Origin of the sequence: Streptomyces sp. NPDC006476, assembly GCF_040612015.1 — a bacterium.
Taxonomy (GTDB): Bacteria; Actinomycetota; Actinomycetes; order Streptomycetales; family Streptomycetaceae; genus Streptomyces; species Streptomyces griseorubiginosus_B.
Genome location: NZ_JBEXPK010000047.1, coordinates 42735 through 58610 on the forward strand (window position 1 = coordinate 42735; position 15876 = coordinate 58610).

General features: G+C 72.4%; 14 protein-coding genes and 1 pseudogene. 11 read left to right on the forward strand and 4 right to left on the reverse strand.

Going from position 1 to position 15876, the window contains the following annotated elements; genetic code table 11:
* Window positions 1–67: 67 nt before the first annotated feature.
* Entirely contained in the window at window positions 68–481 is a 414-nt protein-coding gene (locus ABZZ74_RS37420) for an SsgA family sporulation/cell division regulator (RefSeq protein WP_356772742.1), read from the reverse strand.
* A 272-nt stretch (window positions 482–753) separates the two neighbouring features.
* Here ABZZ74_RS37420 and ABZZ74_RS37425 point away from each other — a divergent pair, with 272 nt between their 5' ends.
* Together ABZZ74_RS37425 and ABZZ74_RS37430 are read left to right on the forward strand one after the other, a co-directional pair.
* Window positions 754–1806, forward strand: a complete 1053-nt coding sequence (locus ABZZ74_RS37425; protein ID WP_356772744.1) for a YCF48-related protein — start codon at window positions 754–756, stop codon at window positions 1804–1806.
* Between the two features lie 51 nt (window positions 1807–1857).
* Complete coding sequence (locus tag ABZZ74_RS37430) at window positions 1858–2196, forward strand: plasmid stabilization protein (protein ID WP_356772746.1); 339 nt, start codon at window positions 1858–1860, stop codon at window positions 2194–2196.
* Between the two features lie 10 nt (window positions 2197–2206).
* Here the strand turns inward: ABZZ74_RS37430 and ABZZ74_RS37435 are convergent, their stop codons facing one another.
* Window positions 2207–2503, reverse strand: a complete 297-nt coding sequence (locus ABZZ74_RS37435; RefSeq protein ID WP_356772748.1) for a YciI family protein — start codon at window positions 2501–2503, stop codon at window positions 2207–2209.
* Window positions 2504–2553: 50 nt separating this feature from the next.
* Here ABZZ74_RS37435 and ABZZ74_RS37440 point away from each other — a divergent pair.
* Together ABZZ74_RS37440 and ABZZ74_RS37445 are read left to right on the forward strand one after the other, a co-directional pair.
* Window positions 2554–3237 (forward strand): annotated as a pseudogene (locus ABZZ74_RS37440) (endonuclease V); the annotation flags it as partial.
* 562 nt (window positions 3238–3799) lie between these two features.
* Entirely contained in the window at window positions 3800–3958 is a 159-nt protein-coding gene (locus ABZZ74_RS37445) for a hypothetical protein (protein ID WP_356772750.1), read from the forward strand.
* Window positions 3959–3964: 6 nt separating this feature from the next.
* On the opposite strand, the gene ABZZ74_RS37450 is transcribed toward ABZZ74_RS37445, so the two are convergent.
* The gene (locus ABZZ74_RS37450; protein ID WP_356772752.1) at window positions 3965–5143 is read right to left on the reverse strand and encodes a saccharopine dehydrogenase NADP-binding domain-containing protein; all 1179 of its coding nucleotides are present in this window, start codon (window positions 5141–5143) and stop codon (window positions 3965–3967) included.
* 182 nt (window positions 5144–5325) lie between these two features.
* Here ABZZ74_RS37450 and ABZZ74_RS37455 point away from each other — a divergent pair, with 182 nt between their 5' ends.
* The 5 genes from ABZZ74_RS37455 (at window position 5326) to ABZZ74_RS37475 (ending at window position 12860) form a co-directional block, all read left to right on the forward strand.
* A complete protein-coding gene (locus ABZZ74_RS37455) occupies window positions 5326–6465 on the forward strand; it encodes a CaiB/BaiF CoA-transferase family protein (RefSeq protein WP_356772754.1) in 1140 nt (379 codons plus the stop codon).
* Window positions 6462–7604 (forward strand): acyl-CoA dehydrogenase family protein, encoded by a 1143-nt coding sequence (locus ABZZ74_RS37460; protein WP_356772756.1) that lies wholly within the window; start codon window positions 6462–6464, stop codon window positions 7602–7604. The genes ABZZ74_RS37455 and ABZZ74_RS37460 overlap by 4 nt, the downstream gene beginning before the upstream one ends.
* A 25-nt stretch (window positions 7605–7629) precedes the next feature.
* Window positions 7630–8844 carry an acetyl-CoA C-acetyltransferase gene (locus ABZZ74_RS37465; protein WP_356772758.1) on the forward strand — a complete coding sequence of 405 codons (1215 nt, stop codon included), beginning with the start codon at window positions 7630–7632 and terminating at the stop codon, window positions 8842–8844.
* 34 nt (window positions 8845–8878) lie between these two features.
* On the forward strand, window positions 8879–11056 hold the full coding sequence (locus ABZZ74_RS37470; protein ID WP_356772760.1) for a 3-hydroxyacyl-CoA dehydrogenase NAD-binding domain-containing protein: 2178 nt from the start codon (window positions 8879–8881) through the stop codon (window positions 11054–11056).
* Window positions 11057–11231: 175 nt separating this feature from the next.
* Window positions 11232–12860 (forward strand): thiamine pyrophosphate-binding protein, encoded by a 1629-nt coding sequence (locus ABZZ74_RS37475; RefSeq protein WP_356772762.1) that lies wholly within the window; start codon window positions 11232–11234, stop codon window positions 12858–12860.
* 37 nt (window positions 12861–12897) lie between these two features.
* On the opposite strand, the gene ABZZ74_RS37480 is transcribed toward ABZZ74_RS37475, so the two are convergent.
* Window positions 12898–13611, reverse strand: a complete 714-nt coding sequence (locus tag ABZZ74_RS37480; protein ID WP_165954744.1) for a MerR family transcriptional regulator — start codon at window positions 13609–13611, stop codon at window positions 12898–12900.
* Window positions 13612–13825: 214 nt separating this feature from the next.
* Here ABZZ74_RS37480 and ABZZ74_RS37485 point away from each other — a divergent pair, with 214 nt between their 5' ends.
* On the forward strand, window positions 13826–15286 hold the full coding sequence (locus tag ABZZ74_RS37485; RefSeq protein ID WP_356772765.1) for an amino acid permease: 1461 nt from the start codon (window positions 13826–13828) through the stop codon (window positions 15284–15286).
* Between the two features lie 40 nt (window positions 15287–15326).
* A complete protein-coding gene (locus ABZZ74_RS37490; protein WP_356772767.1) occupies window positions 15327–15809 on the forward strand; it encodes a macro domain-containing protein in 483 nt (160 codons plus the stop codon).
* Window positions 15810–15876: the final 67 nt, after the last annotated feature.

A 15876-nucleotide genomic window follows, 5' to 3' on the forward strand; every position in this document is an offset into this window, starting at 1 on the left:
CCGCCATCGCCCAGGCCGCCCATGCCCCTGTAGGTGGTGGAGCGCGGGAACTGCTGACGGAACGCGCTCACGCGTCCCGCATCAGCTCCGCCAGGCCGTTGTCCAGGTCCAGCTGCAGGTGCTCCAGGCCGACGGGCACCAGCTCGTTCGCCGCGCCGAGGAAGCGCCGTACCTCCTCCGAGCGCACATGCACCACGGCCGTGCCCTCGGGGGCGTGGAACTCCAGGACGGTGCGGTCGTACCCGTACGGCCGCACCCGGACGTCGCCGTGCCCCTCCGGCTCCTCGAGGCCTGCCGACAGCAGCTCGCGCGAGAAGGTCCAGCAGACCTCCACGCCCTCCAGCGTGGCAGGCGCCGGGAAGGTCATTCTGACCGCGAACGGGTCGCGGCGGTCGTAGTGCAGGGTGGCCGGGATGCTCGGCATACGCGGCGCGGCGGCCACGAGGCGGGCCTCGACGGGCTGATCGATGACGGTGGACAACGCCTTGCTCCCTTGCTGCGGCTGGACGGGCCTGGCGGACTGATCGGACCGGGCACTGCTAGAGACGCCGGAACCGGCCGATCCGTGCACATGAATGTCGAGTGACCTCCGTCACCGCATTCATTCACAGAAGTGACGAGTCCCACCTCCCGTGCCCCGGTGGGCACTTGTGGCCCGCGCGGCCCTCTGGACGCCGTCCGGGCGGTCGGCTAGCTTCGCCCGCCATGAGGCGCTCGGGGAAGACACGAGGGACGAGACGGACGGTTCGGGCGATGGCGGCGGTGGCCGTGTGCTCGGCGGCACTGGCGGCCCTGACCGCCGTACCGGCGCAGGCGCACGAGACTGGACACCGGGCACCGCACTGGCAGCTCAAGGACACCGGCAAGCCGGACGTCCGCTTCCGCGGGCTGTCGGCCGTGGGACGGGAGACCGCGTGGGTGGCGGGAACCGGGGGCACCGTGCTGCGCACCACCGACGGCGGGACGAACTGGCGCGACGTCTCCCCACCCGGCGCCTCGGACCTGCAGTTCCGGGACATCCAGGCCTTCGACGCGCGGCGGGCCGTGGTGCTGGCCATCGGCGAGGGCGAGGCGTCCCGCGTCTACCGCACCGACGACGGCGGCGCGACCTGGACCGAGTCCTTCCGCAACACCGACGCGGCGGCCTTCTACGACTGCCTCACCTTCTTCGACTCCCGTCACGGCCTCGCGATGAGCGACCCGGTGGACGGCCGGTTCCGCATCCTGTCGACGAGCGACGGCGGCCGCTCCTGGAAGGTGCTCCCCAGCAAGGGCATGCCGCCCGCCCTCGACGGCGAGGCGGGCTTCGCGGCGAGCGGACAGTGCCTGGTCGCATCCGGACCGTCGGACGTGTGGCTGGCCACCGGAGGCGGGGCACGCGCGCGTGTGCTGCACTCCCGCGACCGCGGACTGACCTGGACGGCCGCCGACACGCCGATCCCGGCCGGCGACCCCGCCAAGGGCGTCTTCGCGCTGGCCTTCCGCGACCGTGTCCACGGCCTCGCGGTCGGCGGCGACTACCGCCCCGACCAGGCCTCTCCGCAGGCCGCGGCCCGCACCGGCGACGCCGGCCGCACCTGGCAGCCGGCCGACCGGCCGCCGCCCGCCTACCGCTCCGGCGTCGCCTGGCTGCCGCACAGCCGCACCGCCGCCCTCGCCGTCGGCCCCACCGGAACCGACCTCACCACCGACGGCGGCCGCACCTGGCGGACCGTCGACACGGGCTCGTACGACACCGTGGACTGCGCCGGTCATGGCTGTTGGGCGGCGGGGGAGCAGGGGCGGGTGGCGCGTCTGGAGCGGTGACGTGCCGGAATCCGGGTACCCGGTCGCCGACTGCGAAAGGAGTGAGCGACGATGCCCGCAGGTTCCAGCCCCAAGCGTGAACGTCAGTACGAGCACATCAAGAAGAGCGCCGAGGACCGTGGCGAGAGCACCGGACGCGCCAAGGAGATCGCGGCCCGCACGGTCAACAAGGAACGCGCCCGGTCCGGCGAGTCGGAGACCGCCAGCCGCAGCTCGACGAAGGACATGTCCTCCAGCAGGCGCGGCGGTCAGCGGTCGGGCAACCGGACCGGCTCCCAGGGGCCGACCCGGGACCAGCTCTACAACGAGGCCAAGCAGCGCGGCATCGAAGGCCGTTCGAACATGAACAAGGACCAGCTGCAGCGCGCGCTGAACTCGAAGAAGGGCTGAGCCGCGCGATTCAGCCCTCGGTCTCGCGGAACCGCTCCAGGGCCGGGGCCGTCCTCGTCGCGTCGAACTCGGTGACGCGGTACGTGCACACGCCGCCGGTGGCGAAAGGGTCGCCGGCGGCGATCTCCTCGGCCTGGGCGCGGTCCTCGGCGAGGGCGAGGATGATCCCGCCGTCGCGGGGGTTCTTGCGCCCGGCCAAGAGGAAGACGCCCTTGCCGAACTGCTCGTCCAGCCAGGCGACATGGGCCGGAAGCAGGGCGTCGACGGCGTCGAGCGGGGCGGTGTAGGTCAGCTCCAGTACGAACATGATCGCGAGCTTACGCGGCACCGGCGCGGGACCGTAGGCTCGGTCCCATCATGACGACCGTTGGCGTTCCCGCGGGCTGGCCCGCGACCGAGGACCAGGCCCGTGCCGTACAGGACGAGTTGCGGGCGCGGGTGGTGCTGGACGAGGCCGGGCCGCCGCCCGGTACGGGACGGGTGACCGGCGTCGACGTGGCCTACGACGACGAGCTGGATCTCGTGGCGGCCGGCGCGGTGGTCCTGGACGCGGCGACCCTCGACGTGGTCGCCGAATCCACGGCGGTCGGCCGCGTCTCCTTCCCGTACGTCCCCGGCCTGCTCGCCTTCCGCGAGCTCCCCACGGTCCTCGCCGCCCTGGAGAGCCTGCCGTGCGAGCCCGGCCTGGTCGTCTGCGACGGCTACGGCCTGGCCCACCCCCGCCGCTTCGGCCTCGCCAGCCACCTCGGCGTGCTGACCGGCCTGCCCACCATCGGCGTCGCCAAGAACCCATTCACCTTCGCCTACGACGACCCGCCCGCCCCGCGCGGCAGCGCCTCCCCGCTCCTCGCGGACACCGAGGAGGTCGGCCGCGCCCTGCGCACCCGGGAGTCCGTCAAGCCGGTCTTCGTCTCCGTCGGCCACCGCACCACCCTCGACAACGCCTGCGCCCACGTCCTCGCCCTGACCCCCACCTACCGCCTCCCGGAAACGACCCGCAGGGCGGACGCCTTGTGCCGCCGGGCCCTGCGGGAGGCGACCCTGCCGAGCGGGCCGGTCGCCGACGCGGCGGCGGCCGATCCCACCCGGTCCTGGGGGCGCACCGTGTTCGAGCGTCAGCGCGACCCGGTGACCTGGGCGGGCCGGGTGCTCGCGGCGGCGGCCGGCCGGGAGCCGGCACCTGCCGTCCGGGCCGCCTTGGAGCTGGCCGGCGATCGCGACCGGTGGCACTGCGGGCGCGAGGTGTTCGAACTGGTGCGGCGGGAGGGGCCGCACGACGGCGACCGGCCGGCCGAAACGGAGCGGATCCTGTTCCGTCTCGCGGAGCTGGTGGGCAAGCTCGCCCACAACGTGGCGGGGCCCGCACCGTACTTCGACCACCACGCGGGGTGGCAGATCGGCCCCCTCGCCCGGCGCCTCGCCGCCGTCACCGACGACGCGGGCGCGGGGCGGCGGATCGCCGAGGCCCTCGGGGAGCCGCTGCCGGCCGGTCCCGGCCCGGAGGCGGGACCGGGATGCGGCTCCCTCGACGGGTGATCTGAGTAGCCGGACTGAGTACCTGTACGGATGTGGGCGCGTGGGGCCTCTCGGCACAGTGGGGCGCATGACGACGCACCGTGCCCGGGCCGCCAAGCCCCGGCCCCTCGCCGACCCGAACCGTCCCGTCGAACGGGCCGTGAACCTCGCGCTGGTCCTCGCCGTGCTGGCGGGGCTGGGATGGATCTGCGGGATGATCTACACCGTGGCCGGATGGTCGCTGTAGGGCCCGTCAGCGGCTCGCGGCGACCCGGAAGGTGATGCCGGCCCGGCGCAGCCGCTCGGTCAGGGCGTCGCCCATCGCGACCGCCGTGGTGACCTGGCCGGCCGTCTCCGGAAGGTCGTCGAGGGCCAGGGACAGCGCCGACTCGGCGAACATCTTCGCCGTCTCGTCGTACCCGGGATCGCCGCCCGCGACCTCAGTGAACACCCGCCGACCGCCGCCGTCACCCACGAAACGCACCGAGAACCAGCTCTTGGCGCGCTTCTCCGCGCTCGGCCCGTCCCCCGGCTTGAGCCGGTCGGACAGCCAGCGCCGGGCGGGCGGCAGCTGGGCCGCCGTGACGAGCGCGCCCATCGCCGCCACCCCGCCGAGCGCCACCGGCAGATGCCGTACGGCCGCGTAGTGGCGGTAGCGGAAGTCGGGACCATAGCGGTCGAGCGCCTTCGCCGACCGGTGCACGATCTGCGGGTCGATCGTCGGCAGCGGCAGCGCCCACGCGCCGATCTCCTTCGCGAACCGCGGCGCACCCGTCGGCGCCGCCGCCCGCCGGCCCACCAGGCGCGGTTCGTGCCGCCGTCGGTCCCGCTCGGCGGCCAGCATCGGCCGCAGCCGGGAGAACTGGTTCAGCGCGGACGCGAACGTGCCACCCGAGAAGGTGGCGTCGGCGGTGACGAACCCGTCGACCGTCAGCGGGACCCCCTCCGGCAGCTGCCGGACGGTGAAGTAGGCGCCCAGGTCGTGCGGGATCGAGTCGAATCCGCAGGCGTGCACCAGCCGGGCGCCGGTCTCCCGCGCGCGTGCGTCGTGCCGGACGTAGGTCAGGTCCACGAACTCCGGCTCACCGGTCAGATCCAGGTAGTCGGCGCCGGTGTCCGCGCAGGCGGCGACGAGGTCCTCGCCGTAGCTCGTGTACGGCCCCACGGTCGTGGCCACCACGCGCGCGTGCTCGGCGAGTTCGCGCACCGAGTCCGGCTCGGCCACGTCCGCGCGCAGCACCCCGACCTTCTCCCCGGCGGGCAGCCGTTCGCGCAGCTGTTCCAGCTTCCGCTCGCTGCGTCCCGCGATCGCCCAGCGCAGTCCCTCGGGGGCGTGCGCGGCGAGATACTCCGCGGTCAGCGCCCCCACGAAGCCCGTGGCTCCGAAGAGCACGATGTCGTACGGACGGTCCGTCCCGTTCAGCCTGCTCATGACACTCCTCGGTCCGCACCACGCGCCGTTGTCGGTGGCCGAGGCTAGCGTGAGGAGAGGGCGGAGCCGACGCGGACCCCGGTAATGGGCTAAGCGCTTGCTCGCCCAGGTCTTGTGTTCAGTGGAACGTGTTCTTAGCATCACTGGTGTTACATCAGTTGTGTCACAGCGCTGGGGGCTGGATGGCAACGGCAGGGACGCCGCCCGGGCAGGGCCCGCTCACCGGCGTGCGCGTGGTCGAGCTGGCCGGCATCGGGCCGGGCCCGTTCGCCGCCATGCTCCTCGCCGACCTGGGCGCCGACGTCGTGCGCGTCGACCGCCCCGGCGGCGTGGGCCTCGCGATCAAACCCGAATTCGACGTCACCAACCGCAACAAACGCTCGGTGGTCGTCGACCTGAAGGCCCCGTACGGCCCAGCGCGCGTCCTCGACCTGGTCGAACGTGCCGACATCGTCGTCGAGGGCTACCGCCCGGGCGTGGCGGAGCGCCTCGGCGTGGGCCCGGAGGCCTGCCACGCCCGCAACCCGGGGCTCGTCTACGGCCGCATGACCGGCTGGGGCCAGGACGGCCCGCTCGCCCCGCGCGCCGGCCATGACATCGCCTACATCGCCCTCACCGGCACCCTCGGCCTGATCGGCGAACCGGACCGGCCCCCGGCCGTCCCCGCCAACCTCCTCGGCGACTACGCGGGCGGCTCCCTCTACCTGGTCGTCGGCGTCCTCGCCGCCCTCCACCACGCGCGTGCGGGCGGTACCGGCCAGATCGTCGACGCCGCCATCGTCGACGGCACCTCCCACCTCTCCGCGATGCTCCACGGCATGCTCGCCACCGGCGGCTGGCAGGACCGGCGCGGCGCCAACCTCCTGGACGGCGGCTGCCCGTACTACGGCACCTACGAGACGGCCGACGGCGGGTACATGGCGGTCGGCGCCCTGGAACCGCAGTTCTACCAGGAGTTCGTGACCCTGCTCGGCCTTCCCGAGCACGCCGACGACCGCAAGGACTGGACCCGCTGGGGCGAGCTGCGCGAGGCGGTCGCGGCCCGCTTCAAGTCCCGTACACGCGACGAGTGGACGGCCCTCTTCCAGGGCACCGACGCGTGCGTGGCGCCCGTACTGTCGCTGCGCGAGGCCCCCGGCCACCCGCATCTGGCCGCCCGCGGCACCTTCACCGACCACGGCGGCATCACCCAGCCGGCGCCCGCGCCCCGCTTCTCCGCGACCCCGACGGCCGTGCGCACCGCCCCCGCCCGGCCCGGCGCGGACACTGCCGACGTGGCGCGAGACTGGGACGTACCGGACCTCTTGAAAGGCCCCGCATGAAGCGGCTGATCTTCGCCCCCGAGCACGACGCGTTCCGCGAGACCGTGCGCGCCTTCCTGGCGAGGGAGGTGCTGCCCCACTACGCGCAGTGGGAGAAGGACGGCATCGTCTCCCGCGAGGCCTGGCGGGCGGCCGGCAAGCAGGGGCTCCTCGGGCTCGCCGTGCCCGAGGAGTACGGCGGCGGAGGGACCGCCGACTTCCGCTACAGCGCCGTCCTGGCGGAGGAGTTCACCCGCGCGGGCGCCCCCGGGCTCGCCCTCGGCCTGCACAACGACATCATCGGCCCCTACCTGACCTCGCTCGCCACCGAGGAGCAGAAGGGACGCTGGCTGCCCGGCTTCTGCGACGGCACGCTGATCACCGCGATCGCCATGACCGAGCCCGGCGCCGGCTCCGACCTCCAGGGCATCCGCACGCACGCGGAGGACCGCGGCGACCACTGGGTGCTCAACGGCTCCAAGACGTTCATCTCCAACGGCATCCTCGCCGACCTGGTGATCGTCGTCGCGAGGACGACACCCGAGGGCGGTGCGCGCGGGCTGTCGCTGCTGGTCGTCGAGCGGCGCACGGAGGGCTTCGAGCGGGGCCGCAACCTCGACAAGATCGGCCAGAAGGCGCAGGACACGGCCGAGTTGTTCTTCCACGACGTGCGCGTCCCCAAGGAGAACCTGCTCGGCGAGCCGAACGGCGCCTTCGGCCACCTGATGACGAACCTCGCGCAGGAGCGCCTCAGCATCGCGGTCTCCGCGATCGCCGCCGCCGAGCACCTGCTGGAGATCACCACCGAGTACGTCAAGGAGCGCGAGGCCTTCGGCCGGCCGCTCGCCACCAAGCAGCACGTCCGGTTCGAGATAGCGGAGATGGCCACCGAGTGCGCCGTCACCCGGACCTTCCTCGACCGCTGCATCGAGGACCACTCGAACGGTGAACTCGATGCCGTGCACGCCTCCATGGCCAAGTGGTGGGCGACCGAACTGCAGAAGCGGGTCACCGACCGCTGCCTCCAACTGCACGGCGGCTACGGCTACATGAGCGAGTACCCCGTCGCCCGGGCCTTCACCGACGGCCGTATCCAGACCATCTACGGCGGGACCACCGAGATCATGAAAGAGATCATCGGCCGTTCCCTGCTGGGCTGACCCTCACCCTCGAAAGGCGTTCCACGTGAGCACCGAAGCGTATGTGTACGACGCGATCCGCACCCCGCGCGGCCGCGGCAAGGCCAACGGCGCCCTGCACGGCACCAAGCCCATCGACCTGGTCGTCGGACTCATCCACGAGATCCGCGGCCGCTTCCCGGACCTCGATCCGGCCGCGATCGACGACATCGTGCTCGGCGTCGTCGGCCCGGTCGGCGACCAGGGCTCCGACATCGCCCGCATCGCCGCGATCGCCGCAGGCCTGCCGGACACGGTCGCGGGCGTACAGGAGAACCGCTTCTGTGCGTCGGGCCTGGAGGCCGTCAACATGGCCGCCGCCAAGGTCCGCTCCGGCTTCGAGGACCTGGTCCTCGCCGGCGGTGTCGAATCCATGTCCCGGGTGCCGATGGCCTCCGACGGCGGCGCCTGGTTCAACGACCCGATGACCAACCTGGCCGTCAACTTCGTGCCGCAGGGCATCGGCGCCGACCTGATCGCCACCATCGAGGGTTTCTCCCGCCGGGACGTCGACGAGTACGCGGCCCTGTCCCAGGAGCGGGCGGCGACGGCCTGGAAGGAGGGCCGCTTCGACCGCAGCGTCGTCCCGGTGAAGGACCGCAGCGGCCTGACCGTCCTCGACCACGACGAGCACCTGCGCCCGGGCACCACCGCCGCCTCCCTGGCCAAGCTGAAGCCGTCCTTCGCGGACATCGGCGACCTCGGCGGCTTCGACGCCGTCGCGCTGCAGAAGTACCACTGGGTGGAGAGGATCGACCACGTCCACCACGCCGGCAACTCCTCCGGCATCGTCGACGGCGCCTCCCTGGTCGCCATCGGCACCAAGGAGATCGGCGAGCGCTACGGGCTCACCCCCCGCGCGCGGATCGTCTCCGCGGCCGTCTCCGGCTCCGAGCCGACCATCATGCTCACCGGCCCCGCGCCCGCCACCCGCAAGGCGCTCGCCAGGGCTGGGCTGACCATCGACGACATCGACCTCGTCGAGATCAACGAGGCCTTCGCCGCCGTCGTCCTGCGCTTCGTCAGGGACATGGGCCTCTCGCTGGACAAGGTCAACGTCAACGGCGGCGCGATCGCGCTGGGCCACCCGCTCGGCGCCACCGGCGCGATGATCCTCGGCACGCTCGTCGACGAACTGGAGCGCCAGGACAAGCGGTACGGCCTCGCCACGCTCTGCGTGGGCGGCGGCATGGGCATCGCCACCGTCGTCGAGCGCATCTGACCCCCTCCCACGGATCACACGGAGCACACCCCTCATGAGCACTGAGCCCACCACCATCCGCTGGGAACAGGACCGCACCGGCGTCGTCACCCTCGTCCTCGACGACCCCGACCAGTCCGCGAACACCATGAACCAGGCGTTCCGCGACTCCCTCGCCGTGATCACCGACCGCTTGGAGGCCGAGAAGGACTCCATCCGCGGCATCATCCTCACCTCCGCCAAGAAGACCTTCTTCGCGGGCGGCGACCTGCGCGACCTCATCCGCGTCACGCCCGAGACCGCGCAGGACCTCTTCGACGGCGGCATGGCGATCAAGCGGAACCTGCGCCGCATCGAGACCCTGGGCAAGCCGGTCGTCGCGGCGATCAACGGCGCGGCCCTCGGCGGCGGTTACGAGATCGCCCTCGCCTGCCACCACCGGATCGCACTGGACGCGCCCGGCTCCAAGATCGGCTGCCCCGAGGTCACCCTGGGCCTCCTTCCCGGCGGCGGCGGAGTCGTCCGCACGGTCCGCCTCCTCGGCATCGCCGACGCGCTGCTGAAGGTGCTGCTCCAGGGCACCCAGTACGACCCGCGGCGCGCGCTGTCCCAGGGTCTCGTCGACGAAGTGGTCGACACCCCCGAGGAGTTGCTGACCCGGGCCCGCGCCTTCATCGACGCCCACCCCGAGTCGCAGCAGCCGTGGGACAAGCCCGGCTACCGCATCCCCGGCGGCACCCCCGCCAACCCCAAGTTCGCGGCCAACCTGCCCGCCTTCCCGGCCAGCCTGCGCAAGCAGACGGGCGGCGCCCCCTACCCGGCCCCGCGCAACATCCTCGCGGCGGCCGTCGAGGGCTCCCAGGTCGACTTCGAGACCGCCCAGGTCATCGAGGCCCGCTACTTCGTCGAACTGGCCGCGGGCCAGACCTCGAAGAACATGATCCAGGCGTTCTTCTTCGACCTCCAGGCCGTCAACTCCGGCGCCAACCGCCCCCAGGGCGTCGAGCCGCGCCAGGTCCGCAAGGTCGCCGTCCTCGGCGCCGGGATGATGGGCGCCGGCATCGCCTACTCCTGCGCCCGCGCCGGCATCGAGGTCGTCCTGAAGGACGTGTCGCTCGAGGCCGCGGTCAAGGGCAAGGGCTACTCCGAGAAGCTGTGCGCCAAGGCCGTCTCCCGGGGTCGTACCACCCAGGAGAAGGCGGACGCCCTGCTGGCCCGCATCACGCCCACCGCCGATCCCGCCGACACGGCGGGCTGCGACGCGGTGATCGAGGCGGTGTTCGAGAACCCCGAGCTCAAGCACAAGGTCTTCCAGGAGATCCAGCACATCGTCGAGCCGGACGCGCTGCTGTGCTCCAACACCTCCACCCTGCCCATCACCGCGCTGGCCGAAGGCGTCGAGCGCCAGGCGGACTTCATCGGTCTGCACTTCTTCTCGCCGGTCGACAAGATGCCGCTCGTCGAGATCATCAAGGGCGAGCGCACGGGCGACGGGGCCATCGCCCGCGCCTTCGACCTGGTCCGCCAGATCAAAAAGACCCCGATCGTCGTCAACGACTCCCGGGGCTTCTTCACCTCGCGTGTGATCGGGCACTTCATCAACGAGGGTGTCGCGATGGTCGGCGAGGGCATCGAGCCGGCCTCCGTCGAGCAGGCGGCGGCGCAGGCGGGCTACCCGGCCAAGGTCCTGTCCCTCATGGACGAACTGACCCTCACGCTCCCGCGCAAGATCCGCAACGAGTCGAAGCGGGCCGTGGAGGAAGCGGGCGGCACCTGGCCGACGCACCCCGCCGAGGCGGTCATCGACCGCATGGTCGACGAGTTCGGCCGCACCGGCCGCAGCGGGGGAGCGGGCTTCTACGACTACGGCGACGACGGCAAGCGCGCGGGTCTGTGGCCGGGCCTGCGCGAGCACTTCACCAAGCCGGGCCACCGGATCCCGTTCGAGGACATGCAGGAACGCATGCTCTTCTCGGAGGCCCTCGACACGGTCAGGCTCCTGGAGGAGGGCGTCCTGACGTCCGTCGCCGACGCCAACATCGGGTCGATCTTCGGCATCGGGTTCCCCGGCTGGACCGGCGGTGTCCTGCAGTACATCAACGGCTACGAGGGCGGCCTGCCCGGTTTCGTAGCCCGCGCGCGGGAGCTGGCGGACCGCTATGGGGAGCGTTTCACCCCGCCGGCCCTGCTGGTGGAGAAGGCGGAGAAGGGGGAGCGCTTCACGGACGCCTGACGGGGAGCGGACCGGCGGCGAGGAGCGGACCGGCGGCGGGGTGACGGCCGGCAGCGGGGTGAGGGCCGTCGTGGGCAAGCCGTACAGCTTGGCCGTACGGCGCCTTGCCCCCGGCGCCCGACCCCCGCACGCTGATCCGTGAACCGGTCCCGAGGTCCCCCCGGAGGAGCCCCCCATGGGATACCGTCCCGCCCTCGCCGTCCTGGACATCCTGCGCGACGAGGGCGTGGACCGCGTCTTCGGCAACCCCGGCACCACCGAACTGCCCTTCCTGGCAGCCCTGGCGGACACCTCCGACGCACCCGAGTACGTGCTCGGCGTCCACGAGGGCTCCGTGGTCGCCATGGCCGACGGCTACGCCCGCGGCACCGGGCGCCCCGCCTTCGTCAGCCTGCACATCGCGGCGGGCCTCGCCAACGGCCTCATCGGCCTGCTCAACGCCCGCCGCTCCCGCACCCCCCTCGTCGTGACGGCCGGCCAGCAGGACCGCCGCCACCTCCAGCAGGACCCCATGCTCTCCGGCGATGTCATCGCCATCGCCACCCCCGCCGTGAAGGCGGCGTACGACATCCAGCACGCCCACGACCTCCCGCTCGCCCTCCGCCGGGCCTTCGCCCTCGCCGTACGGCCCCCGGCCGGACCGGTGTTCCTGTCCGTCCCCACCGACCTGTACGCCGAGGACACCGAGGTCGACGTCCCGGCCCGCACCCCCACGCCACCGCTCGCCCCGGCCGCCGGGCTGGACCGCGCCGCCCTCCTCCTCGGCGCCGCCACCCGCCCCGCGATCGTCGCCGGGGACGGCGTCGGCCGCGAGGGTGCCCTCGACGCACTGGTCCGCACGGCGGAGGCGTGCGGAGCCGTCGTCCACCACCAACCCATGAGCGACTGCCTGAACTTCCCCACCACGCACCCCCTGTACGCCGGCATGCTGCCGCCCCGGCACGACGCCATCCGCGCCGCCCTCGCCCCGTACGACACCCTGCTGATCGCCGGAGCGCACGCCTTCACCCCGCACGCCTACACTCCCGGTCCGGCACTTCCGCCCGGTCTCACCGTCGTCCAGCTCGACTCGGACCCGGACGAGATCGGCCGCAACTTCCCGGCCGCCGCGGGGCTGGTGGGCGCCCTCGCCCCCTCCCTGGACCTTCTCGCCGAACTCCTGCGCGAGCGCGTCCCCGCCCACACCGCCAAGTCCCGCACGCTACGCGTCGGCGAACAGCACACCGTCGAACGCGACAGCACCGAGTCGGCCGCCCGCGCCGCCTACTCCCCGGCCCCGCTCGCCCCCTGGGCCGCCGCCCACGCCGTGGCCCGCGGACTCCCGCCCGACGCCGTGGTCGTCGAAGAGGCCATCACCGTCGGCCTGTTGGTCCGCCGACTCGTCCGCCTCGAACGTCCCGGCAGCTACACCCACACCGTCGGCGGCGGGCTCGGCTGGGGCATCGGCGCCGCGGTGGGCCGCGCCCTCGCCGAACCCGGCCGTCCGGTCGTCGCCGTCCTGGGCGACGGCTCCAGCCTGTTCGGCCTGCAGGGCCTGTGGAGCGCGGCCCGCCAGAACGCCCCCGTCCTGTTCGTCGTCATGAGCAACGGCGCCTACCGCACCGTGCAGGAGACCTACGAGGCGATGGGCCACCAGGGCCCCTGCCCGGGCACCGACCTGGGGCACCTCGACTTCACCCAGGCGGCCCGGTTCTTCGGCGTCGACGCGGTACGGGCGGACAGCGCCGATCATCTGCGCGAACTCGTCGCGGGCGCGGGCGGTTTGACGGGCCCGCTGCTGGTCGACGTACCCCTGCGGACGTGATCGGGCCAGGCGCGGGAGGTGATCGGACCGGCGCGGGTCAGGCAGGCCGGCCGTCCTGCGCGTCCGTGAGCCAGCCCAGCACCTCTTCCTTCAGCGAGCGCTGGAACGTCGTCAGCAGCGCCTGCACCACCAGCGGCTGCATGTGCGCGGACAGCGACTTCACGTCCTCCTCGGCCCGCTCCGACACCTCGCCGCGGAACAGCTGCGACAGCTCGTGCGCCGCCGCCCGCGAGTGCTCGATCAGCACCGTGCGCGCCGCCAGGATCGCCTCCTCGGACAGCGGTACGTCCAGCAGCTGCACGGCGAGCCGCAGCAGCCCCGAGTCGACGCGGTAGGCGTCCCCGTCGGCCCGTACCACGCCCATCGCGGCGAGCCGCTCGACCTCGTCCCCGCTCAGCGCCCGCCCCGCCCGGCGCCGCAACTCCTCGGGCGTCACCGTCTCCACGGTGTCCGGAGCCCAGGAGGCCACCACCGCCCGGTGGATCGCCAGGTCGTGATGGCTCAGGTCGGCCGGCAGCTGCTCCATGTAGCGCTCGATCGCCGCCAGCGTCATGCCCTGGTGCTGCAGCTCCTCGATCAGCGCGAGCCGCGCCACGTGCTGCGGCCCGTAGTGGCCGACCCGCCGTGGACCGATCACCGGGGGCGGGAGCAGGCCCTTGGTGCTGTAGAACCGGACCGTGCGGACCGTGATGCCGGCCCGCGCGGCCAGTTCGTCGATGGTGAGCGTCGGCTCCCCGGTGTCGGTCGTCATGTGCAGCAGTATCGCTGTCACACCAGTGCTGCGAAACCTTGTGCCGGAGACGTGAGGGGCCTGTGAGAAGTGCCGCGGTGTGAGCCATGCCATCGCTTGGGCGCCGGGCGGCTGGGAAGGCGGCGAGATGGCCCGCGCCCCATCGGGAGCGCCGGCCTCGTACGTCCGGACAGCCGAGCGTGATCCGCTCGGACGCACCAGAGAGTGGATCCACGTGAGCAAGGACGCCGTGACCACGGCAACGGCCGCGTCCCGCACCGACGCGGCCCAGGCACCCGCGGACGCGGGCGACGCCGGCTACAGCAAGGACCTCAAGGCCCGCCACGTCAACATGATCGCCATCGGCGGCGCGATCGGCACCGGCCTCTTCCTCGGCGCCGGAGGCCGCCTCCACACCGCGGGGCCCGCGCTCGCGCTGGCCTACCTCGTCTGCGGCGTCTTCGCCTTCTTCGTGGTCCGGGCCCTCGGCGAGCTGGTCCTCTACCGCCCCTCCTCCGGTTCCTTCGTGTCGTACGCGCGTGAGTTCCTCGGCGAGAAGGGCGCGTACGTCGCCGGCTGGATGTACTTCCTGAACTGGTCCACCACCGGGATCGCCGACATCACCGCGATTGCGCTCTACACCCACTACTGGAGCCTGTTCACCAGCATCCCGCAGTGGGTGCTGGCGCTGGCCGCGCTGGCGGTGGTCCTGGCCGTGAACCTGATCTCGGTGAAGATCTTCGGCGAGATGGAGTTCTGGTTCGCGATCATCAAGGTCGCCACGCTCGTCGGTTTCATGCTGATCGGCGTCTTCCTGCTGGCCACCCGGCACGAGGTCGGCGGCCGCACGCCCGGCGTCGGCATGATCACCGACCAAGGCGGTGTCCTCCCGCACGGGGTGATGCCGGTGGTGCTCGTCATGCAGGGCGTGATCTTCGCTTACGCCGCACTGGAACTGGTCGGCGTCGCCGCGGGCGAGACGGCGGAGCCGGAGAAGGTCGTCCCGCGCGCGGTGAACTCGATCATGTGGCGGGTGGGCCTGTTCTACGTGGGCTCGGTCGTGCTGCTCGCCCTGCTGCTCCCCGGGTCGGTCTACTCGGCCGACGAGAGCCCCTTCGTCACCGTCCTGTCCAGGATCGGTGTTCCGGCGGCGGGCGACGTGATGAACCTGGTCGTCCTCACGGCGGCGATGTCCTCGCTGAACTCCGGCCTGTACTCCACGGGCCGCATCCTGCGCTCGATGGCGACGGCGGGCTCGGCGCCGAGGTTCACCGCCCGCATGAACCGCAGCCAGGTCCCCTACGGCGGCATCCTGCTGACCTGCGCGGTGTGCGTGCTCGGCGTCGGTCTCAACTACCTCGTGCCGAGCCAGGCCTTCGAGATCGTGCTGAACGTCGCTTCGCTGGGCATCGTGTCGACCTGGGTGATCATCATGATCTGCCACCTGGTCTTCGTCCGCCGGGCCCGGTCGGGCCGGCTCACCCGCCCGTCCTTCCGCCTCCCCGGCAGCCCCGTCACGGAGCTCACCACGATCGCCTTCCTCCTCGCCGTCCTCGCCCTCATGTGGAACGACCCCGAGGTGGGCCGCAAGACCCTGCTCCTCATCCCGCTGATCGCCGCGATGCTGGTAGCGGGCTGGTTCGGCGTCCGCCGCCGCGTCGAAGCCGACGCGGACAGCGAACAGCCGACGCGATGACCAGAGGCCCGCTGTCAGTGCCGGGCCGTACGGTGGCGTCATGTCGGAGATCGCTTACGTCCGGGGTGACGCCACCGTTCCGTCGGTCAAGGGCGTCAAGGTGATCGCCCACGTCTGCAACGACATCGGGGGATGGGGCAAGGGATTCGTGCTCGCCGTGTCCCGCCGCTGGCCGGAGCCCGAGGCCGCCTACCGCGCCTGGCACCGGGGCCGCGCGGGAAACGATTTCGGGCTGGGCGCGGTCCAGTTCGTCCAGGTCGAGCCGTACGTGTGGGTCGCCAACATGATCGGACAGCGCGGAATCAGGACGGGCAGCAAGGGTGTCCCCGTACGCTACGAGGCCATCGACGCGGCCCTCGCCGGCCTCGCCGACAAGGCTCTGGAACTAGGCGCCTCCGTCCACATGCCCCGCATCGGCTGCGGTCTGGCCGGCGGCAAGTGGTCGCGGATCGAGCCGCTGGTCACCGAGCGCCTGATAAAACGTGGCATCAAAGTCACCGTGTACGACCACAGCGCCCCATAGGGGCACGGGGCTGCGTCTGATATGCGGCTACCGCCGCGCGAGCGCGACCAACCACAACGGCCCCGCA